The 21,457-nt window shown below is 52.4% G+C and carries 15 protein-coding genes; 14 read left to right on the top strand and 1 reads right to left on the bottom strand.

What is annotated here, in order from left to right; genetic code table 11:
* Nucleotides 1-7 precede the first annotated feature (7 nt).
* Complete coding sequence (gene asmA, locus GKC68_RS08030) at nt 8-1,831, top strand: outer membrane assembly protein AsmA (protein ID WP_342656737.1); 1,824 nt, start codon at nt 8-10, stop codon at nt 1,829-1,831.
* Here the strand turns inward: asmA and GKC68_RS08035 are convergent.
* Nucleotides 1,828-3,405: a TerC family protein gene (locus GKC68_RS08035; RefSeq protein WP_058706233.1), complete on the bottom strand. Its 1,578-nt coding sequence runs from the start codon at nt 3,403-3,405 to the stop codon at nt 1,828-1,830. The genes asmA and GKC68_RS08035 overlap by 4 nt on opposite strands.
* A 776-nt stretch (nt 3,406-4,181) precedes the next feature.
* Between GKC68_RS08035 and wbaP the strand changes: the two genes are divergently transcribed.
* The 13 genes from wbaP (at nt 4,182) to galF (ending at nt 21,456) form a co-directional block, all read left to right on the top strand.
* Nucleotides 4,182-5,615, top strand: a complete 1,434-nt coding sequence (wbaP, locus tag GKC68_RS08040) for an undecaprenyl-phosphate galactose phosphotransferase WbaP (RefSeq protein ID WP_028724882.1) — start codon at nt 4,182-4,184, stop codon at nt 5,613-5,615.
* Nucleotides 5,616-5,889: 274 nt separating this feature from the next.
* On the top strand, nt 5,890-7,029 hold the full coding sequence (locus GKC68_RS08045; RefSeq protein ID WP_013026384.1) for a polysaccharide export protein: 1,140 nt from the start codon (nt 5,890-5,892) through the stop codon (nt 7,027-7,029).
* A gap of 9 nt (nt 7,030-7,038) precedes the next feature.
* Complete coding sequence (locus GKC68_RS08050) at nt 7,039-7,473, top strand: protein-tyrosine-phosphatase (RefSeq protein ID WP_028724881.1); 435 nt, start codon at nt 7,039-7,041, stop codon at nt 7,471-7,473.
* A gap of 12 nt (nt 7,474-7,485) precedes the next feature.
* Nucleotides 7,486-9,663, top strand: coding sequence for a tyrosine-protein kinase Wzc (gene wzc / locus GKC68_RS08055; RefSeq protein WP_028724880.1), 2,178 nt, complete (start codon nt 7,486-7,488; stop codon nt 9,661-9,663).
* A 256-nt stretch (nt 9,664-9,919) separates the two neighbouring features.
* Nucleotides 9,920-11,056 carry an EpsG family protein gene (locus tag GKC68_RS08060; RefSeq protein ID WP_058706235.1) on the top strand — a complete coding sequence of 379 codons (1,137 nt, stop codon included), beginning with the start codon at nt 9,920-9,922 and terminating at the stop codon, nt 11,054-11,056.
* A 130-nt stretch (nt 11,057-11,186) separates the two neighbouring features.
* On the top strand, nt 11,187-12,104 hold the full coding sequence (locus tag GKC68_RS08065; protein ID WP_047714102.1) for a glycosyltransferase family 2 protein: 918 nt from the start codon (nt 11,187-11,189) through the stop codon (nt 12,102-12,104).
* 81 nt (nt 12,105-12,185) lie between these two features.
* Nucleotides 12,186-12,938, top strand: coding sequence for a glycosyltransferase family 2 protein (locus GKC68_RS08070; protein ID WP_047714101.1), 753 nt, complete (start codon nt 12,186-12,188; stop codon nt 12,936-12,938).
* A gap of 45 nt (nt 12,939-12,983) precedes the next feature.
* Nucleotides 12,984-14,018, top strand: coding sequence for a glycosyltransferase family 4 protein (locus GKC68_RS08075; RefSeq protein WP_058706237.1), 1,035 nt, complete (start codon nt 12,984-12,986; stop codon nt 14,016-14,018).
* Between the two features lie 86 nt (nt 14,019-14,104).
* Entirely contained in the window at nt 14,105-16,315 is a 2,211-nt protein-coding gene (locus GKC68_RS08080) for a phage tailspike protein (RefSeq protein ID WP_206115158.1), read from the top strand.
* 149 nt (nt 16,316-16,464) lie between these two features.
* Nucleotides 16,465-17,727: a colanic acid biosynthesis pyruvyl transferase WcaK gene (gene wcaK / locus GKC68_RS08085; RefSeq protein WP_028724874.1), complete on the top strand. Its 1,263-nt coding sequence runs from the start codon at nt 16,465-16,467 to the stop codon at nt 17,725-17,727.
* Nucleotides 17,728-17,731: 4 nt separating this feature from the next.
* Nucleotides 17,732-18,955 carry a glycosyltransferase gene (locus tag GKC68_RS08090; protein ID WP_047714098.1) on the top strand — a complete coding sequence of 408 codons (1,224 nt, stop codon included), beginning with the start codon at nt 17,732-17,734 and terminating at the stop codon, nt 18,953-18,955.
* Complete coding sequence (locus GKC68_RS08095; protein WP_047714097.1) at nt 18,952-20,292, top strand: lipopolysaccharide biosynthesis protein; 1,341 nt, start codon at nt 18,952-18,954, stop codon at nt 20,290-20,292. Before GKC68_RS08090 ends, GKC68_RS08095 begins: the two co-directional genes overlap by 4 nt.
* A 267-nt stretch (nt 20,293-20,559) precedes the next feature.
* Complete coding sequence (gene galF, locus GKC68_RS08100) at nt 20,560-21,456, top strand: UTP--glucose-1-phosphate uridylyltransferase GalF (protein WP_028724871.1); 897 nt, start codon at nt 20,560-20,562, stop codon at nt 21,454-21,456.
* Nucleotide 21,457 lies beyond the last annotated feature (1 nt).

Consider the following 21,457-nt stretch of genomic DNA (forward strand, 5'->3'; position numbering starts at 1 on the left):
GGATGTGATGAGAAGAGTGATAACCACGCTGGCCATCCTACTGGTGGTGGTCGTAGCGGGATTAACAGCCCTGGTTATGCTGGTCAACCCCAACGACTTTCGCAGCTATATGGTGCAACAGGTCGAACAGCGCAGCGGTTATCAACTCACTATCAATGGCGATTTGCGTTGGCATGTCTGGCCTAAACTCAGCATTCTGGCCGGGCGCATGAGCCTGACCGCGCCCGGTGCCGCCCAGCCCGTGGTCTCTGCAGACAACATGCGGCTGGATGTGAACCTTCTGCCCTTGCTATCACATCAGCTGAGCGTGAGCCAGGTGATGCTGAAAAACGCGGTGGTGCGGGTCACGCCAGACAGCGAGGCGCAGGTACCGCAAAATGCCCCGCGCGGTCCGCATAACAGCGAGCCTGCGTCTTCAGACCGATGGTCTTTCGATATCGGCAAACTCCAGCTGATAGACAGCCTGTTTATCTGGCAACAGCCTGGCGGCGATGCGTTCACCTTTCGTAATCTCAACCTGAATATGGAGCAGGATCAGTCGAGCCTGGCAACAATCAATATCAGCACCAGCCTGACGCGCAACCAGCGCACGGCGATGATCAATCTGAAGGGGCAATTTGATAAATCGCAGTATCCCCATCAGCTCCGTGGTCAGCTCGAACAACTGGATTACGCGTTGTCCGGGGCCAGCCTGCCACCGCAGGGCATCAAAGGTACGCTGAGCTTCCAGGGAAACTGGAATAGCGACAGAAATACCGTTGCCCTGTCCGATCTTAAGCTTAACGCCAACGACAGTGTTCTCAGCGGCAGCGCGCAGGGCGATCTTACGGCTCCGCAAAAGCTGTCTCTGGATCTTCATGCGACATCACTGGATATGGATAACCTGCTTTTTATCTCTTCGTTAACGCAGCAGGTGAGTGGGCAAAACAGCCCGATTGCCCCTGCGCCGGTGATTGCAGACCAGCGCGAACTCACCAATGCGGACTCGCCGCTCAACGATATCGATCTGGACATAAAACTGCAGGCGGACAGCGCGGTCTGGCGAGGTCTTGCGCTCTCAAAACTGGCTGTGGATGCGGTTAACCAACAGGGACTGATGACCTTTAATACCTTGTCAGGAACGGTGGGGCAGGGGCGTTTCTCTGTTCCCGGCAGCATTGATATTCGTCAGCCAGTGACGCACGTCAGTTTCAAACCCGTGTTGAGTCAGGTTGATCTTCAGCCATTACTCAAGGCGTTGGCCCTGCCTCAGTCGCTGCAGGGAACCCTTGATCTTAACGGCGAGTTGGCCGGTGATAACCTCACCCTCGAGGACGCGAAACAGAGCTGGCAGGGCAAGGCGGATGTCCGTGTGAGCCATCTGAAACTGGCGCAAATTGACTTACAGCAGATGGTCCGTCGCGCGGTGGCGCGCGTGAGCGATCGCGTCAGCAGTGACGATCAGGTTTTGGGACAGGGAATTGACCACATTAGCGGCCAGCTTGCCCTGAAGAACGGTCTCCTGTCCTTTAACCATCTCAGCGGCGAAAGCAAGCAGCTGACGTTACGTGGCGATGGGAGCGTCAACATCGTGCAGCAGCAGTTAGACGTTACATTGGGCCTGACGCTGAGCGGATGGCACGGGGATGAAAAACTGGTTGCGGCGTTATCCGATCAGGCGATCCCGTTTCGCCTCTACGGCAGCTGGGAGAATCCGCAATATACGCTGCCGGTGGACGATATGCTGCGCGAGAAGCTGCAGAATGAGGCGAAATCGCGCCTGAATCAGTGGCTTGATCGTCAGCAATCAAAAGGAAATAACGCCACGCAGCCAGATTCGGCGCGCCCTTAAGGCGCGGCATGCTGTTGCATGTCAGGCTGCGGCAAAATTTCAACCTTCTGAACCCGGTGCTGTTCAACCTGCAAAGTACGTAAGCGGTAATCCCCCAGGAGGATCTCTTCGCCTTCCTGGGGAATATTCTGCAGGCGATCCATCACTAATCCGGCAAGCGTATGATAGTTACGCTTCTCATCCAGCGGTAACGTCACGTACATCGCCAGATCCTCCAGCGGCATTTGGCCATTGGCAATCCAGCCACCCGACCCGTTAGGCTGGATATCATAGCGGGCATCGGTTTCGCCTGCCTCATTCGGCAGATTTCCCGCGATGGTTTCCATTAAGTCGCTCAACGTGACCACGCCCTCTACCGAACCAAACTCATCGACCACAAATGCAAAATGTGTGTGACCCTGACGAAACAGCTCCAGCGCCTGTAACAAGGTGATGTGCTCGTGGAACACCAGGGGCTGACGAATCAGGCTGCGTAAATCAAGGGCGTGGTGATGCAGTGACTGATGAAGCAGATCGTTAACATGCACAATGCCGAGCGGCTCTTTGCTGTTGTCCGTAATAACGATGCGAGTATGCTGGTTACGATCAAGGTTAGCCATGATCTCCGCGGGATCCTCGCTTAAATCAATGTGCTGAACATCGTGACGCGTCGTCATGATGGTGTTGACATGTCGCTGTCCAAGCCCCATTACTCTGGCGATCATCACGCGCTCCTGGCGATTAAACAGCGCGACAGCGTCTCCATCGGCAATCATTGACGAGGTTTTTGCATCCAGTTCCGCCTGTTCGGCTTCGCCGCGTAACAGACGTAATACTGCTTCGGCGGTGCGCTGGCGTAGTGGACGACCGGCCGACAGCACCTTGCGCCGGTTAAACTGTGCCAGCTGGTTCAGGGCTTCGATTAGCACGGAAAAACCGATCGCCGCATAGAGATAGCCTTTAGGAATAACAAAGCCAAAGCCTTCAGCCACCAGACTAAAGCCAATCATCAGTAAAAAGCTCAGGCACAGGATAACGATGGTGGGGTGACTGTTGACGAAACGGGTAAGGGGTTTACTGGCGAGCAGCATCAATAAAATCGCTACGGTAACCGCCGCCATCATGACCGGCAGGTCGTTTACCATACCGACGGCAGTAATCACCGCATCCAGCGAAAAAATCGCGTCCAGCACCACGATTTGCGCCACGACAGGCCAGAATTTAGCGCCGCCTTTTTGTTGAGTGTTTTCCTCGTCCTGCCCTTCGAGCCGTTCGTTCAATTCAGTTGTCGCTTTGAACAGCAAAAACAGTCCGCCAAACAGCAGCAGCAGGTCGCGCGCGCTGAAGGCGTGATTAGCCAGCGTAATCAATGGCTGCGTCAGCGTGACCAGCCAGGACAGAGAGGCTAACAGCAGCAGTCGGCACACCAGTGCCATCAGCAGGCCAATCACCCGCGCGCGGTCGCGGGCGGCTGCCGGCAGCTTCTCGACCAGAATAGCAATAAAGACCAGGTTATCGATACCCAGTACCAGTTCAAGAACGATTAGCGTTACTAATCCCGCCCATAGCGAGGGATCGGCCAATACCTCCAGCATGCTTTATTCACCTGAATGTCTAAAAATAAGCTTTGTCTGATGATAGTGGAGAGATGGCCTTGGGACAAATAGCGAGCTTACAGGGTCTTTACGATTTAATTGAATATTCCATACATTAATTGCAGGATAATTCCTCAGCAGATTGATTAATGCGGCGGTGAAGGTAGCGCATAAAGGTTGCAGATTAATGTCACCGTATTTCTGATTCAGAGGAATTTCTTATGCGATTATTCCTGGTGCGAACATGGAATAAATCTGATTTTTTCCTACCTGAAAGCTGAAAATGAGCGGTTTCAATACTTATTACTGGTAGTCTTTTTCCTAAAATAGTCCGGGGATGGCGGGGTCTACTTGTAAACATGCCAGTAATAACTAGTATAGCAACGAGTTAGACAACGCCTGCGCCCGAATCTGTAATTTGCGCAATCAACCACCTCGGTACGCGGCAGAATGTCAACGCATTCTGCACCAGGACGCTTTGTGCGCAATCGCGCGCGGCGCAGGATGAACAGAGGTTATCAGGGCGGTATTGGCAGCGACAGCCAAGGGCGGTAGCGTGTCTGCATCACCGCTTCGGTTTGATATTTAATCAGCACATTGCTGATAAAGTCAGAGTAATCTGTTGGTATTGTGCAGGGTATTATTGGTTTCATAGTCAATGACAATGGCGTAAATGCCGCAGGAGCTCCCCTCAGAAACGCTCGGGCTTAAGAGACAATGCTGGTCACTTAAGCGTCTGGTGTGGTGGGTTAAGGAAATAAAATAAAGAGTTAAATATGCGCGATAATGAATTTACGTTTAAAAGTCTTATCACCAAATTATTATTGGCTTGTTCTGATTTAATATGTTTCAACGCGGCATTATTTATCGCGATGATGCTAATTAATATGACATCTCCATCACTGTTATCGGATATGTCTGATCGGGAATTTAATTTAAAAGTTGCTACACACATCTGTCTGTCAGTAATTTGCGTGGGCTGGTTTTGGGTCAGACTGCGCCATTACACCTACCGCAAACCCTTTTGGTTCGAATTAAAAGAAATTTTTCGTACCATTCTCATTTTTTCCGTCATTGAACTGTCGATTACGGCTCTGTCTCAATGGCAGATGTCGCGCTTTGTCTGGCTGTTGACGTGGCTTATCACCCTGGTGGCAATGCCGGTGTGCCGCGCACTGTCCAAACGCCTGCTGAATAAATACGGCCTGTGGAAGAAACAGACCGTCATTATTGGCAGCAATAAAAATGCTCAGGAAGCGTGGGAGGCTCTGCAAAGCGAAGAGGTGATGGGCTTTGAGGTTATTGCCTTCTATGACGTGGACGGATCGTGCCCGCAAGAGCTGATTTCAGGCATTCCGGTGCTGCGTGACGAGGAGGCGCTGTGGAGCCTCACTAACAGTGAAACCCAGTTCATTGTGGCGGTTGAGTTTGAGCAAAGTCAGTATCGTGACATGTGGCTGAAATCGCTGGCGATGCATAACTGCCGCTCAGTTTCCGTGATTCCTACCTTACGTGGGGTGCCGTTGTACGGCACGGACATGGCTTATATCTTCAGCCATGAAGTCATGATCCTGCGTGTTCAGAATAACCTGGCCAAACGCACCTCACGCTTCCTGAAGCGCACGTTCGATATCTTCGGGGCACTCTCCATCATTTTGATGCTGTTACCGGCGCTGCTGGTGCTGGGATTCCTGGTGGGACGTGACGGCGGGCCGCCGATTTATGGTCACGAACGCGTCGGCCTGAACGGGCGTAAATTTAAATGCCTTAAGTTCCGTTCAATGGTGATCAACTCGAAAGAAGTGCTTGAGGAAGTCTTGCGAACCGATCCGGTTGCCCGTGCTGAATGGGATAAAGATTTTAAACTCAAAAACGATCCCCGTATTACTAAAGTCGGTCACTTTATTCGTAAAACCAGCCTTGATGAGCTGCCGCAGTTGTGGAACGTCGTACGCGGCGACATGAGCCTGGTCGGGCCGCGCCCGGTTATTGAAGACGAACTGGCGCGTTATGCGGGCGATGTCGATTACTACCTGATGGCAAAACCGGGTATGACCGGATTGTGGCAGGTGAGCGGTCGTAACGATGTGGATTATGAAACGCGCGTCTACTTCGACTCATGGTATGTAAAAAACTGGTCGTTGTGGAACGACATTGCGATTTTGTTCAAAACCGTGGGTGTGGTTTTGAAACGTGATGGTGCTTACTAGCCGCAAAAGAGCCTCTGTCAGCCGCGCGCCAAAGTGCCTCTTAAGGTTGTGGCGGGCAGATTTCTCTAAAAAAAAGCGGTACGGCATTGATAAACCGAAATGTTCTGCTTTGCTTTATTCCGTTCCGGGTAAAGCGCGTGATGGGTACAAGACAGGAGCTAAGAATAATGAACGACATGTTCAGGGCCTGAGTCAGGATAGCTTACTTTTTTTCGAGCGCTTACACAGCGGCGTATTCGCCTCTATCAAACATTAACTGATAGCGAAGATCTAAATGATTACAATGAAAATGAAGATGATACCTGTTCTGGTATCTGCAACTTTTATGGCCGGGTGTACCGTCGTGCCGGGGCAAAATTTATCCACTTCGGGAAAAGATGTCATTGAGCAGCAGGACAGCAACTTTGACATCGACAAGTACGTTAACGTTTATCCGTTAACGCCAGGCCTGGTGGAGAAAATGCGTCCTAAGCCACTTGTGGCGCAGGCTAACCCGTCGTTACAAACCGAAATTCAGAACTACGAATACCGGATCGGCATTGGTGATGTTCTCACCGTCACCGTGTGGGATCACCCCGAACTTACCACGCCTGCCGGTCAGTACCGTAGCGCCAGTGACACCGGTAACTGGGTGCATTCCGACGGCACGATTTTCTATCCTTACATCGGCCGCGTTCGTGTTGCCGGTCGTACCGTAGGTGACGTGCGTAATGAAGTGGCGCGTCGTCTGGCGCAGTACATCGAAAGCCCACAGGTTGACGTCAGCATTGCCTCGTTTAAGTCACAGAAGACCTACGTGACCGGTGCCGTAACGACCTCAGGCCAGCAGCCTATCACCAACGTACCGCTGACTATCCTGGATGCGATTAACGCAGCGGGTGGCTTAGCGGCGGACGCAGACTGGCGCAACGTTATCCTGACCCACAACGGCCGTGAGCAGCGTGTGTCACTGCAGGCCCTGATGCAGAACGGCGATCTGAGCCAGAACCACCTGCTTTATCCGGGTGACATCCTGTATGTGCCGCGTAACGACGACCTTAAAGTGTTTGTCATGGGCGAAGTAAAACAGCAGGCCACCCTGAAAATGGATCGCAGCGGTATGACCCTGGCTGAAGCACTGGGTAATGCGGCAGGCATGGATCAAACCACGTCCGACGCGACCGGGGTCTTTGTTATCCGACCGACGCGCGGCTCCGATCGCAGCAAAATCGCCAATATCTACCAGCTGAATACCAAAGATGCGGCATCCATGGTGATGGGTACCGAATTCCAACTTGAACCTTACGATATCGTCTACGTGACATCGACGCCGCTGACGCGTTGGAACCGCGTGATATCGCAGTTGATACCAACCATAGCCGGTGTTAACGATGCGACGCAGGCTGCACAGCGCATCCGCAACTGGTCGAACTAAGGTTTCGCCATGATTAAGTCCGTGTTAGTCGTCTGCGTAGGCAACATCTGCCGCTCTCCTACGGGAGAGCGCCTGTTCAAACGCGCGCTGCCGCACTTTCCTGTGGCCTCCGCCGGACTCGGCGCCCTGGTTGGGCACGCGGCCGATAAAACGGCGACAGAGGTGGCAGCCGAAAAAGGCTTATCGCTGGAAGGTCATGAGGCTCAGCAGCTAACGGCCAGTCTGTGCCGGGAGTATGACCTGATTCTGGTGATGGAAAAGCGCCACATTGAACAGGTAAACCGCATCGATCCGGCTGCACGCGGCAAAACGATGCTGCTTGGGCACTGGCTCAATCAGAAGGAAATTGCGGATCCGTACAGAAAAAGCCGTGAGGCCTTTGAAGAGGTTTACGGGTTACTGGAACACGCCACTCAGAAATGGGTCAGCGTACTAAGCCGATAGTTGGGATTATCCATGAATATAAAAAACAAAGTCATGACCGCGCCGCGCGAGGAATCGAATGGGTGGGATCTGGCGCATCTTGTGGGACAGCTTATTGATCACCGCTGGGTTATCGTCGCTGTCACCGCTTTTTTCATGCTGGTAGCAACGCTCTACACACTGTTTGCGACGCCTATTTACAGCGCCGATGCCATGGTTCAGGTGGAGCAGAAGAATACCAGCACCGTCCTGAATGAGTTACAGACGCTGATGCCCACGACGCCGGCATCGGATACCGAAATCCAGATTCTTGAATCACGCATGGTGCTGGGAAAAACCGTTCAGGATCTTGGCCTGGATGCGGTGGTTTCACAGAACTATTTCCCGGTTATCGGCAAAGGTCTGTCGCGTCTGATGGGCAACAAGCCCGGCGAGGTTGCGGTATCCCGCCTGGAAATTCCCCGTACGATTGAAAAACGCAGCGTTAAGCTCGAGGTTACGGGTAAAGACAGCTATACCGTTTCTGCCGATGGCGATGAGCTGTTCAAAGGCAAAGTGGGGCAGTTCGAAAAACACGGCGATGTGAGCATGCTGGTCAGCGATATCAATGCGGAGCCGGGCACCACCTTTACCGTCACCAAACTCAACGATCTGCAGGCCATTAACAGCATCCTGTCTAACCTGACTGTGGCAGACAAAGGAAAAGACACCGGCGTATTGGGCTTACAGTACGTAGGGGAAGATCAGGAACAGATCAGCAAGGTACTGAACCAGATCGTCAACAACTACCTGTTACAGAACGTGCAGCGTAAATCCGAACAGGCCGAGAAAAGCCTGGAGTTCCTGAAACAGCAACTGCCGGAAGTGCGTGGCAAGCTGGATCAGGCGGAAGACAAGCTTAACGCTTTCCGCCGGGCAAACGAATCGGTTGACCTGTCACTGGAGGCCAAATCGGCCCTGGACTCGTCCGTTAGTGTGCAGAGCCAGCTTAATGAGTTGACCTTCCGTGAAGCTGAAGTGTCGCAGTTGTTCACCAAGGATCACCCAACTTACCGGGCGCTGCTTGAGAAGCGCAAAACGCTGGAAGACGAGCAGGCTCAGTTAAACAAGAAAATTGCTCAGATGCCGAAAACCCAGCAGGAGATTCTGCGTCTGACCCGCGATGTGCAGTCAGGTCAGGAAATCTACATGCAACTGCTCAATCGTCAGCAAGAGCTGAGCATCAGCAAAGCCAGTACTGTAGGTGATGTTCGCATCATCGACCAGGCGGCAACCGCTAACGCGCCGGTCGCACCGAAGAAACTGCTGATTATCGCCGCCAGCTTCATCCTGGGCCTGATGGTTTCTGTTGGCGTGGTTCTGCTGAAAGCCCTGCTGCATCATGGAATCGAGAACCCGGAACAGCTGGAAGAGCTGGGCATGAACGTCTACGCCAGCGTACCGCTCTCTGAATGGCAGCGTAAGAAAGATACCGAAGCGCTGGCACGTCGCGGTCACAAAAGCAAAACCGATCCGCATGACACGCTGTTGGCGCTGGGTAATCCCACCGATCTGTCCATTGAAGCGATTCGTAGCCTGCGTACCAGCCTGCACTTCGCCATGATGGAAGCGAAAAACAACATTCTGATGATCACCGGTGCCAGCCCGGGTATTGGTAAAACCTTTATCTGCGTTAACCTCGCTACCCTGGTGGCCAAGGCCGGTCAAAAGGTATTGTTTATCGATGGTGACATGCGCCGCGGTTACACCCACGAACTGCTGGGTGCAGACAATAAATCCGGTCTGTCCAACGTCCTGTCTGGCAAAACCGAGTTTACGCCGACCATGATTCAGCAAGGGCCATACAGTTTTGATTTCCTGCCGCGCGGTCAGGTTCCACCGAACCCGTCAGAGCTGTTAATGCACCGCCGCATGGGTGAGCTGCTGGAGTGGGCAAGCAAAAACTATGATTTAGTCCTGATTGATACACCACCGATTCTGGCCGTAACGGATGCGTCCATCATCGGTAAGCTGGCCGGTACCTCGCTGATGGTGGCGCGTTTTGAAACCAACACCACAAAAGAAGTTGATGTCAGCTTCAAACGCTTCGCGCAGAACGGTATCGAAATCAAAGGGGTTATCCTGAACGCCGTGGTACGTAAAGCGGCTAACTCGTACGGTTATGGTTATGACTACTATGACTACGAGTACGGTAAACCAACAAAAAGCTAAGAGCTGAAAGAAAAAGGGGCGGGTTTGACCGCCCCTTTTGATCGCGCGCTTGAGATAACGACACGCAACGATTTGCACAGGTGATTCTGGATACAACGCACAATAAGCGACGTTCTCACGTCAATCATCAGAATTCATCATCAACACGCTTTTGTCTGTCGCGATGTCGGCGCAGACCTGCTGAGAGATCAACCCGGAAGGTCATCAGCACAGGCCGCTGTTGGCATGTGAACTTGTGGATTTAAGGAATCACACCATGGCTCCATATTGGTCTATATCAGGGTTTTTGCTGCTGCTTTCGCTGTTTGAAATCCTGGTTAAAAAAGACGAACGCACAAATTATATTTTGACCTGGCTGCTGTGTTTTGCCGCCATTATTCTGATTGTATTCGGGGGGATTCGTGGTCTGGGCACCGGTATGGATGACTTCCAGTACCGCAGTTTCTTCGAGGACTTTGTACGGCGTATTCAGATCAACGGTTTTTTCAATACCGTCGCGTTTTTCCGCTACGAACCGCTGATTTTCGCGATGGCGTGGATAACAAGTCTGTTTTCGCATAACGCCAGCGTGTTTCTTTTCGTCTTCTGTGCGATTGCGGTATCCATTAACGCCTTATTTTTCAAGAAGATGTCGCCTTATCCGGTACTGGCGCTGGCGCTGTATTCGGCGCACATCTTTATTAACAAAGACATCAATCAGATCCGTTTTGGCTTAAGCTCCGCCCTGTTTCTCGGCGTGCTGTGGACGATCTACCTGAAGCGTTACTGGTGGGCCTTTACCTTTTTTATCCTGTCGTTCATGAGTCACAACACCGCCGTTATGGTGATAACGCTGGTGCCTTTTCTGTTTATTCGTGACTGGCGCTGGTGGCCGGTGGTGATCATCGTTGTCAGCCTGCCGCTCTCGGTCGTCGGGGGTTCAGGCTTCATCGCCCTGATTGCCGGACACCTCGGATCGCTGGGGGAAAGGGCATCGGGCTATAACAACGATCCCTCGTATGCAATGGATGGCAGCATCCTGTCAGTCTCGAACCTGAAGAACATCATGCTGGTGTTTATTTTCTTCTATTTCATGCTGACTGAAGAACTGAAGCGCGAAAACTATGCCCAGTATCGTCTGAACTACTTGCTGATTTTAAGTTTTGCTATCGGCGGGGCGATCCGCATCTTCCTGTATAACTTCCCGTCAGGTTCGCGTCTTTCCAACTATTTGCAACAGGTTGAACCCATCATTCTGACCTCGCTTATCTATCAGGCCCGACGCGTCTGGAAGCCAGCGCTGTTTGGCATGCTGTTTTTCTTCCTGCTCTATTACCTCTACTACAACACCATCTCAACCAAGCAGGCGGTTGTAGGGTACGAAGTGGCACAGGAGTTCTGGCTGATCCGGTAACGGACCCGGCGGCGTGCCCCCAGTGAACGGCTTCACTTCCCGGGGCGGTCGCCTGTAACAACACAGGTTTTTCTTCGGCGTTTGTCGATTGAATTGTTTATTTTTGAACTATTTTAATGAGGTGCTGGCAATGAAGGACATTCGTTTCTCCATCGTAATTCCGGCTTATAACGCGTCAGAATCGATTGTCACGACGCTGGATTGCGTTAAAGCACAAACGTATCGCCATTTCGAAGTCATCATCGTGGATGACAAATCTGCCGATGCCGCCGCGCTGGCTGAAGTGGTGCGCAGTGAGCGCTATCAGGACCTGGACATCAATCTGGTCTTGTCTGAGGTTAAACTCAACGGTGCCGGTGCGCGTAACAAAGGCATTGAGCTGGCAACGGGTGACTATGTCAGTTTTCTGGATGCCGATGACGAGTGGCATGCCGACAAGCTTCTGCAGGTCAGTGAAAAGATTGCGGAGCTGGACGCGCAGGGACAGCACAATACCATTATCTTCAGCCAGGTAAATATCTATCAGGACGGTGCGTTCCTGAAGGTTATGCCGATGCAGCCTCCGGCAAAAAATGAAACTGTCGCAGAGTATCTGTTTGGCTGTTATGGCTTTATTCAAACCAGCACCATCGTGCTGAAGCGTGAAGATGCCGCTAAAATTCAGTTCGATGCGCGTTTTATCCGCCATCAGGACTATGACTTCTGCATTCGTGCCGACCGCATGGGTTACCGGTTTGAAATGATTGCCGCCCCGCTGGCCAACTACCACCTGGTGACGAAGTTTGGCTCCAAACACAAAGGCGAATCGGTCAAGTACTCCCTGTTCTGGCTGGATACGATGAAACCGCACCTTACCGCACGAGATATTCACACCTACAAAGCGTTCAAGCTGCCCCTGCGCTATAAAATGGACGGTAACTCGCTAATGGCAAGCGTCAGCTTCGCGCGCTACTTCCTGCTCACCAATAAAGATAATCGCGCCTACTTCCTGAACCGCGTGAAAGACAAACTGAAAGCGCGGCTTGGGGGCGAAAAGGCACTCTCCTGATTCTCTTGAATGTCGTGACGTTTTAACGCTACCGGAACGTTATCTGGTGGCCCCGTCTGTTTTATTTATTCAGGTATGAAAATGAATAATCACTCTGGTACCGTCGGCATTGTCATGCCTATGTATAATGCCCGCGAGACGGTATTACGCGCTGTACAGTCCGTCATTAATCAAACCTATCAGGACTGGCACCTGTATCTGATCAACGATAAATCCACCGATGATTCACTCGCGTGGGTGCGCGAGCAGTGCCAGGACCCGCGTATTACGATTCTCGACAATGCGGTCAATATGGGCGCGGCCGAAACCCGTAATGTTGGATTACGTGCTTCGCAAGAAGAAGTGATCGCTTTTCTTGACAGCGATGATGAATGGCACAGCGACAAACTGCGTCAGCAGATGCAGGCGATAGCCGACGGGGATAATCTGGTTATCACCGAATATCACTATAAAACCCGCAAAGCTGACCACGATATCTGCTATTCAAAGCCCTATTTGCAGCAGGACAACTTCGTAAAAAAACAGTACCGCGTTTGCTTCTCTTCTGTGTGCTTCCGCCGCCCACCTGGCGGTATTTTCTTTCAGCGCAAAGGGCACGAAGACTTCCTTTTCCTTTATGAACTGTTTAGCCGTTATAAACAGGCTCGCGTAATTCAGACAATTCTGGTGAATTATTATGAGCTGGGTGATTCCCTGTCGCGTAATAAAAACAAAGCCGCCAAATGGCACCTCGAACTATTAAGAATTATCTATAAAAACAATCCGTTAAAAATCTATTACTATTACGCCTGGTATATGGTGAACGGTGTGCTGTTTAGCCTGAAACACCGTTAAGCCGATCGGCAGGATTGTGTATAAATTTGAGGTGGATAACGTTTCATGAAAAAAATTGTCCTGGTGATCAAAGACGCTTACTCGTATGCCGGCACCGAGAACATCTGTAATTTTATGTCGGAATGTCTCGGGGATGAGCACGACGTCACTATTTACTCGCTGGAGGGGCACGGTCAGCCCTTTTACCCATTTGAAAAGGTAAAACAGATCGTCAGCTTTGAAGGGGAGAGCAATCCCATCAAACGTGCTGTGGCGCGTATTCAGCAGGAAGGCTTCGACACCGTGTTTTTAATCAGCATGGGCCGTCTGAGCGTGATGTTCGCGTTCTGGAACCTGATGACGCTGAAAAAGAAGCGCTTCAAGGCCTATGCCTGTGAGCACGTTGCCATCAACTCCTTCAGTAAACCCATTAAGTTCCTCAAGTTCCTGCTACTGCGCTTCTATGACCGCGTTATTGTCCTGACGGATAAAGATCATCAGGTCTTTCAGCGCTGGCACATCCCCAGTCAGGCTATTCCTAATCCGGTAGTGTACAAATCCTGGCAGCGTACCACGCGCCATCGTCAGGCGCTGGCGGTGGGCCGCCTGGACAATCAGAAAGGGTTCGACCTGTTACTGGATATCTGGCGTGATTTTGCCAGAGCGCATCCTGACTGGACGCTGGTGATTGCCGGCGACGGTGAGCTGCGCCAGCAACTACAGGATCAGGCAGCCGTGCTGGGCATTACCACCAGCGTGAAGTTCGTCGGTAAGGTCAGCAACATCAACGATTACTACCGCGACAGCGATATGGCGCTGATGACCTCCCGTTACGAAGGGTTGCCGCTGGTGCTGCTGGAAGCCAAATCCTGGTCGCTGCCGGTGGTGGCCTATGACTGTCCGACAGGTCCACAGGAGATTATTAATCACGGGGAAGACGGTTTCCTGGTGCCGATGAACAAGAAAAGCGAATTTCTGGCGCGGATGGAACAATTGGCCAGCGACGATGCACTGTTCTATGCCATGAGCGAAAAAACCCAGCAAACCGCACTGAAGTTTGACGGTAAACAGATTAAACAAAGCTGGCTGGCGTTGGTGTAAGGGCTGAAGACGCTCACTTTTGCTGTGCCTCATGGGACACCTTTTATGGCTGAATTCATGGCCTTCATGACGACGGGATTAATTGCATGAAAAGAAGAGAAGTCTTGCAAACCGCAGCCTCCGCCCTGGTCGGTGCGCTCTCCGTGAGCACTTTTTCCAGCTACGCCGCCAAAAACAGTGGCCTGGCATTGAAATCGGTTGATGCAAGTGCGGTACCCAAAGGCGACGTACCGATTCTGACGCCTGAAAATGTCTACGCCATGCCGCCGCAGTTTTGGCAAAATTTTCAGGGCAAGCTGTGGATTGGCAAATCAGGCAGTGATGCCAGTCAGCCCGGTAATCAAATTCCGGTATTTCTGCGCGATGCGAATGGCAACCTTGCGCAAATCACCCAGCCTATTACGCTGAACAAGGGCAATTTTGATCAGTTCGTTAAAGACAATGCGGCGCTGATTGCCAATCCGTCGCACGCTATGGCGCTGGAAGACAGCAACGGGCAGATGGTCTTTAACATCCCCGATGTCAGTCAGCCGGGCCAGGCCGCCTTTAGCCAACGTCTGGCACAGCCTGCTGGTTACCAGTTAATCGGCGAGATTCCTTCCGTTGATGATCTGCGCAAAACCCGGCCACTGTTTGAAGGGGCCAAGATTAAGCTCAAAAGCTGGCATGCTGGTCTGGAAGTCGGTGGCGGCGAGTTTGTGGGCAGCTTTCAGCCTGCACAGGACGACCAGGGGGTGATTTTCAGCGGCGACGGCTTTCACTGGCGCCGTGTCGTCGACGACTATAACCGGCTTTCCTTGTTTGACTTCGGCGCCATCGCTGACGGTAAGACGGACAGTGCGCCCGCGATTAAAGCCATGTATCAGTGGTCGCAACAGAGCGATCAGCCGATCTGTGTCCAGTTCCCGGCAGGCACCTTCTTTGTCTCCGGCTGTGATTTTGGCCAGGAACAGCGCCGCTTCTTCCGTATTTCGGGGGCAATGGTCAACTTCGGCTATTTTCCGGCCACCACGCTTGTTTCTGATGGCAAATCCGCGTTCCTCTTTGAGGTCAGCGCTCGCTGGGTGGAGATCTCTAACCTGATTTTCAACGGGAACACGGATTCCCACCCCAATAAGCAGGGCCTGTTCCGCAACACCTGTCCGGGTGGACAGTTTTTCCGCGGCGCCTGTCTGCGTTTCAATAACGTCGGCGGCACCGCACTGAGCCTGCTGGATACGCTGGATTGCAAAATTGACCAGTGGTACGCCTCGGCCTGTACTGGTGATGTGATTCAGGCGGGCTGGTCGGGTCAGAAGAAGGGTAACTGGGATCACAGCACGGCGATTGAGCTGTCAAACTTCAATGCCCAGCACTGTAAGGGCGGCAAAGTTCTGAATCTGCCGCGCTGCAGCCAGTCGCTGATTCACAATGGCTGGATTGAGCACTGTGACAATCCCGGTGACATCTCCAACGGCCAGTGGATTATCGACGCGCTCAGCCTGGAAGATTGTAAGAATCCATTAATCGCCTGGCACTCGCGGCTGAATACGCGTCAGACCAACCTGCAATCCGGCAGCTGGATTGACAACTCAGAGCAGGGCGACCGTTGGTTAAGTGCCTGGGAAATGGGATCAACCCGCGTGGAATCCTACGGCGTCGCGATTGATGGCAGCCTGAAATACAACTATCTCACTTCACGCTGGTTGCTGGAAAACAACACCAATCAGCCGGTGTGGTATGAACTGGCTAATTTGTATTCCCCTACCGTCGGCGACTCATGGGAAATCGAGGTCTTTGGTCAGTCGCAGTTTAACAACGGCACCGACAGCGAGCCGCTAATGAATCTGATCGCGGGCAAGAACACCGGCGGTCGCACCGTGATTCACATTCAGCGTAAAAAAGATCACGCCGAAGCCAGCTGGTCGGCGGAAGGCAGCAGCCCGGTGCTGGATGTGCGCTACGTTGCCAAAACCGACACCGATACGCAGGTCTTTGTCAAGCTGGCAGGCTGGACGCCCTCTGCCGCCATCATGATCAAAAGTACCGCGAAAGACCGGTTTGTGACCGGTCGCTGTGCGCGGGTGGATGCCAAAATGGCGAAAGCCACGCCGGACAGCAGCAGCCATGCCGCACCGCAACGCTTTAGTCTGCACAACGGCAAAGCGGGCGTCGGGGCCAATGAGCAAGGGGATCTCTTGCTGGCTTCGCGTGCGTTGTCGGCAGACAAGGTAGATACCAGCAAGCCTGAAGGGTTTGTCTCGGTGGTCATTAACGGTAAACCCGTCGCATTACCCTATTTTGCCATTAAAGCGTAATTGAGAGAGGGCTGCCCAGACCGGCAGCCAACACCAACAGAGTCTGGGCTGTTGGCGTGCACGTTATTGCTGTGTTTATCAGTGTTCATTTTGCCCGTTTCGGAACTGGGCGGTTGTCAGAATTAGAAAAAATTTAATTCGGAGTTTTTATGAAAATTTTATTGGTGGGTAACCATACCTGTGGGAATCGTGGGGATGGCGCGATTCTGCGTGGACTGATTGATTCAATTCAGGCCGCGCGCAACGATGTGGATATTGATGTAATTAGCCGTTATCCAACCAGCTCCGGTTATCTGCTTCAGCAACATATTCAGCAGGATAAACTGTTCCTGCACAATAATTCCTCGGGTAAGGGCCTGATTGGCTCTGTTAAACGCAAAGTCGCTAACCGACTGATGCCGAATATCATGATGGCGCATCTCGGCAAGGGTGGACCCTACAAATCCTTCTCCGTGCCGCCACACCTCAAAGCCTTCACGGAAAGTCTGGCGCAGTACGATGCGGTCATTCAGGTGGGCGGTTCATTCTTTGTTGATCTGTATGGCGTGACTCAGTTTGACCATGCGCTCTGCGCGTTACTGGCTAAGAAGCCGCTTTACCTGATTGGCCATTCCGTTGGACCTTTCCAGAACGCCCGTACTAATCAACTGGCCAACTTTGTGTTTGACCGGGTTGACCGTCTTATCTTGCGTGAGTCCGTCAGCCTTGACCTGATGAAGCGCGATGGCGTGACCAGCTCAAAGGTGATGCCCGGTGTGGATACAGCCTTCCTGGTACGTGCCCGTCACGTTGAAAACCCCAGCCACAGTCTGCAGCACTGGCAGAGCGTGATTCGCACCCGCAAAACCATCGCGATTACGGTCCGTGAACTGGCGCCGTTTGATAAGCGTCTGGGCGTCACGCAGCAGGAATACGAAGCCGCTTTTGGTCGCGTGATCAACGCCATGATCGCCAGCGGCTATCAGGTTGTGGCGTTATCAACCTGCACGGGCATCGACAGCTATGCCAAAGATGACCGTATGGTGGCGCTCACTTTGCGCGATCGCGTTGAGCAGCCAGAGCACTACCACGTTGTCATGGATGAATTTAATGACCTCGAATTAGGTGTTCTCCTCAGCGAGTGTCACCTGACCATCGGGACCCGTCTGCACTCTGCCATCATCTCAATGAACTTTGGTACGCCAGCGGTCGCCATCAACTATGAACACAAATCCATGGGCGTCATGAATCAGCTCGGTCTGCCGCAAATGGCTACCGATGTCCAGAGCCTGATGGACGGTTCGCTGATTGAGAAAGTTCAGGCTATCCTGGCCGACTACGACACGATCAAGCAAAACGTCGAAACCGCCGTGGCGCATGAAAGGGAAGTAGGTAACAGAATCACTGAAGAGATTCTAAACGTAATAGGATGATGTGATGAAACTGACTTTTTTCACGATGCGTTTCCCGGTTGCCTCTGAAACCTTTGTTCTCAACCAGGTCACTCATTTTATTGATGCCGGTTACGACGTTGAGATTATCTCGGTATTTCCGGGAGACCTGGTCAACCGCCACGGCGCATTTGACGAATATGGTCTGGCGGCAAAAACGCATTACCTGTTACCCGAAGAAAAAATTTCTCTGAAGGACAAGCTGGGACAGCGGCTGAAGCTGGTTCTGCCCAAAATCACCAAAGTGTCGTTACTCCGTTCCCTTAACGTGCGCCGTTATGGCGCACAATCCAGTAAGCTGCTGCTGCCGGCGATCGTTGCCAATGCGCGTCAGACCTATGTCGCGGATATTTTCCTGGTGCATTTTGGCTATGCCGGGGCGCTGGCGAATAAACTGCGTGAACTGGGTATCCTGAAAGGCAAACAGGCAACGGTGTTTCACGGGGCGGATATCTCTCGTCGTCACATCCTCGACGAGCATAAGCAGGATTACCGTAATTTGTTTCAGCAAAGTGAGCTGATGTTGCCCATCAGCCATCTTTGGCAGAACAAGCTGATTGAAATGGGCTGCCCGCCTGAAAAAATTCACGTTACCCGCATGGGAATTGAACCTGAAAAATTCAATTTCCAGCCGCGTGATGCCTTCCACACGCCGTTGCGTATTGTTTCCGTTGCCCGTCTGACCGAAAAGAAAGGACTGGATGTGGCGGTGAAAGCCAGCGCCATTCTGAAACAGCGCGGTGGCCGGTTCCAGTACACCATCATTGGCAATGGCGATCAGGATCGGATGATGCGCGACTTTATTGCGCGCGAAGAGATGGACGACTGCGTGACGATGCCGGGTTTCAAACCTCAGGAAGAGATCCGTCAGGCCCTCAACCAAGCCGATATCTTTCTGCTGCCCTCTAAAACGGCCGCAGATGGCGATATGGAAGGCATCCCGGTTGCCCTGATGGAGGCGATGGCGGTAGGGCTGCCAGTGGTCTCAACCTTCCACAGCGGCATCCCGGAACTGATCGAAAATGACGTTTCTGGCTGGTTAGTCAAAGAAGATGACGCAGAGGCGCTGGCCGAGACGCTGCTGAAATTGTCAGAAGGCGCGGTGGATGTGGCACCGGTTGTTGCCGCTGCCAGACAGAAAGTTGAAACCGAGTTTAATCAGCACATCGCGTATCGCGAGCTGGCACAGATTCTGGAGCAAATGGTTTGAGTGGAATAAAGTCACAGGCGATTTGGTTGTTTGGCAGTACCTGTTTCTCTGCTGTCTTACAGGTTGCTCAACTGAGTATTCTCGCCCGTAAACTCGAAACCCATGAGCTGGGGCTGTTGGCGATCATCAACGCTGTTTTAGCGGTGGCGGGCGTGTTGCAGGACATGGGCATGAGCAGTTATCTGGTCCATCGCCAAAATATTACCCGACGCGAACAGAGCACCATCTATTGGGTCAACGTCTCGCTCAGCTTATGCACCGGCGTTGTCATGCTGCTGATTGCCTGGCCTGTTGCCTGGTTCTACCATCTGCCGGAACTGGTAGGGTTGATTATGCTGACCAGCCTGAACTTTCTGGTGCTGGGGCATCTTTCGCAATATCAGGCCCACTACATAAAAACCAAACGCATGGTGTCGCTGGCGAAGATCGAAATGGGCACCAAACTGTTTGCTTTCCTGTGCGTGGTGGCGATGCTGGAGTTTACCTCGCTGACGGTTGCCGCCGCGATTCTGGGGCTGTTTATTAACGCCTTTACCCGCATCCTGTGCATGATCGCGCTGGGTGAGAAGTCATGGCGTCCTACATGGGAGTTCGATAAACAGACTTTTTTTAGTGCGATTCGTTACGGTATCTATCAACTGGGTTCGCAGACCATAAACCAGCTTCGTACTCAGGCCGATGCGCTGGTGGTAGGTAAAGTGATGGGGGCAGAAATGCTCGGCGTCTATTCTCTGGCGAAAGAGCTGGTGCTGCAGCCCCTGAAGTTGGTTTCGCCGGTGATTAACCGCCTGGCGCTACCACGCTTCGCGGAAAAACAGCAGGATCCCGAGCAGTTGAAGAAGCTGTTCCTGAAAGGCACGCTGGTGATTATGTTCTTTAGCAGCGCCATGTACCTTGCTATCGGTATCTTGTCTCCGGTCATAGTACGCATTCTGTATGGTGCGTCTCACGAGCAGGTTTATCATCTTATCCCGCTGATGCTGCTGTTTGGCATGCTGCGTCCGATGGGTGGGCTGACCGGCGCCATTTCACAGGCGAATGGCCGAACCAACGTGGAGTTTTACTGGAACATCGTGGCCAGCCTGGTCGTCATGGCCGTGCTTGCGACCACCTTTATCTGGCCAAACGTGCTCTACGTCGCCCTGACGTTGTCGATATCACAGGTGCTGATTTCAGCGCTGGCGCATCCGTTCTTTATCAAGCCGGTCATTGGTATCCGCTTCATCCCCTATGCCCGACAGTGGGTATCGGTATCGGTCGTGTTTGTGGGGCTGATGCTGCTGGTGAATCACTTTAACCTTTTCGTGATGCCAGAATGGTTTGAACAGTGGCTGTGATGCCAATAACAACGGGCGACTCAGGTCGCCCGTTTCTTTTTATGGCTGGCACCAAAAACCGCGACGTTAATTTCTCTGCCGCACACAGGGTCGGCCTTTACTGTTTGTGTTAACTCAGTTTATGGGGATGTTTACTCTAGGTAAAATCCCGAATTTGTAAGATTTCACAGCGAGTTAGTGTCGGCTTTTCAGATAAAGATTATACTTCCTTTTCCGGTCCATCCGGCATAATTGACGCATGTCTTCACTTCATTAGATGGAATAACTATGACCAAGCTTAAAGCAGTAATCCCGGTTGCGGGTCTCGGTATGCATATGCTTCCGGCGACTAAAGCCATTCCGAAAGAGATGCTGCCTGTCGTGGACAAGCCAATGATCCAATACATCATTGATGAGTGTGTTGCGGCAGGGATCAAAGAGATTGTGCTGGTCACCCATGCGTCCAAGAATGCGGTAGAAAACCACTTCGATACTACCTATGAGCTCGAAGCCCTGCTGGAAGCACGCGTTAAACGCCAGCTGCTGAGTGAAGTCCAGTCAATTTGCCCGCCGGGCGTCACCATTATGAACGTGCGTCAGGCACAGCCACTGGGCCTAGGGCATTCGATTCTCTGCGCGCGTCCTATGATCGGCGACAATCCTTTTGTGGTTGTCCTGCCTGACGTGCTGTTGGACGATTCCACCGCTGACCATTTACGATATAATCTGGCGGCGATGGTTGCGCGTTTTGAGGAGACCGGTCACAGCCAGGTGCTGGCAAAACACCTTACCGACTACGACCTGTCTGAATACTCTGTGATCACCACTGAGCAGCCACTGGAAAACCCAGGTGATGTCAGCACGATTACTAACTTCGTTGAAAAACCTGAGCATCCGGCCGAATTAAACTCAGACCTGGCAGCGGTGGGACGCTACGTGCTTTCAGCCGATATCTGGCCTGAGCTGGAGCGTACCGAGCCGGGTGCGTGGGGCCGTATTCAGTTAACGGATGCTATCGCCAGCCTGAGCAAGAAGAAAACGGTCGATGTCTCACTCATGACCGGTCACAGTTTCGACTGCGGACGTAAAATGGGTTACATGCAGGCGTTTGTCTCCTACGGTCTGCGCAATAACGCGCAGGGACGCGACTTCCGCGAAGCGATCGAGAAAATTCTGGCGAAGTAAT

It is taken from the genome of Pantoea sp. RSPAM1 (genome assembly GCF_038816185.1).
GTDB lineage: Bacteria > Pseudomonadota > Gammaproteobacteria > Enterobacterales > Enterobacteriaceae > Pantoea > Pantoea ananatis.

What these genes read in the sequence shown, in the direction of transcription:
- GKC68_RS08065 (WP_047714102.1), top strand. Translation starts at nt 11,187, where the DNA reads ATGAAGGACATTCGTTTCTCCATCGTAATTCCGGCTTATAACGCGTCA.
- GKC68_RS08090 (WP_047714098.1), top strand. Translation starts at nt 17,732, where the DNA reads ATGAAACTGACTTTTTTCACGATGCGTTTCCCGGTTGCCTCTGAAACC.
- galF (WP_028724871.1), top strand. Translation starts at nt 20,560, where the DNA reads ATGACCAAGCTTAAAGCAGTAATCCCGGTTGCGGGTCTCGGTATGCAT.
- GKC68_RS08050 (WP_028724881.1), top strand. Translation starts at nt 7,039, where the DNA reads ATGATTAAGTCCGTGTTAGTCGTCTGCGTAGGCAACATCTGCCGCTCT.
- wbaP (WP_028724882.1), top strand. Translation starts at nt 4,182, where the DNA reads ATGCGCGATAATGAATTTACGTTTAAAAGTCTTATCACCAAATTATTA.
- GKC68_RS08060 (WP_058706235.1), top strand. Translation starts at nt 9,920, where the DNA reads ATGGCTCCATATTGGTCTATATCAGGGTTTTTGCTGCTGCTTTCGCTG.
- GKC68_RS08045 (WP_013026384.1), top strand. Translation starts at nt 5,890, where the DNA reads ATGATTACAATGAAAATGAAGATGATACCTGTTCTGGTATCTGCAACT.
- GKC68_RS08070 (WP_047714101.1), top strand. Translation starts at nt 12,186, where the DNA reads ATGAATAATCACTCTGGTACCGTCGGCATTGTCATGCCTATGTATAAT.
- wzc (WP_028724880.1), top strand. Translation starts at nt 7,486, where the DNA reads ATGAATATAAAAAACAAAGTCATGACCGCGCCGCGCGAGGAATCGAAT.
- GKC68_RS08080 (WP_206115158.1), top strand. Translation starts at nt 14,105, where the DNA reads ATGAAAAGAAGAGAAGTCTTGCAAACCGCAGCCTCCGCCCTGGTCGGT.
- wcaK (WP_028724874.1), top strand. Translation starts at nt 16,465, where the DNA reads ATGAAAATTTTATTGGTGGGTAACCATACCTGTGGGAATCGTGGGGAT.
- asmA (WP_342656737.1), top strand. Translation starts at nt 8, where the DNA reads ATGAGAAGAGTGATAACCACGCTGGCCATCCTACTGGTGGTGGTCGTA.
- GKC68_RS08075 (WP_058706237.1), top strand. Translation starts at nt 12,984, where the DNA reads ATGAAAAAAATTGTCCTGGTGATCAAAGACGCTTACTCGTATGCCGGC.
- GKC68_RS08035 (WP_058706233.1), bottom strand. Translation starts at nt 3,405, where the DNA reads ATGCTGGAGGTATTGGCCGATCCCTCGCTATGGGCGGGATTAGTAACG.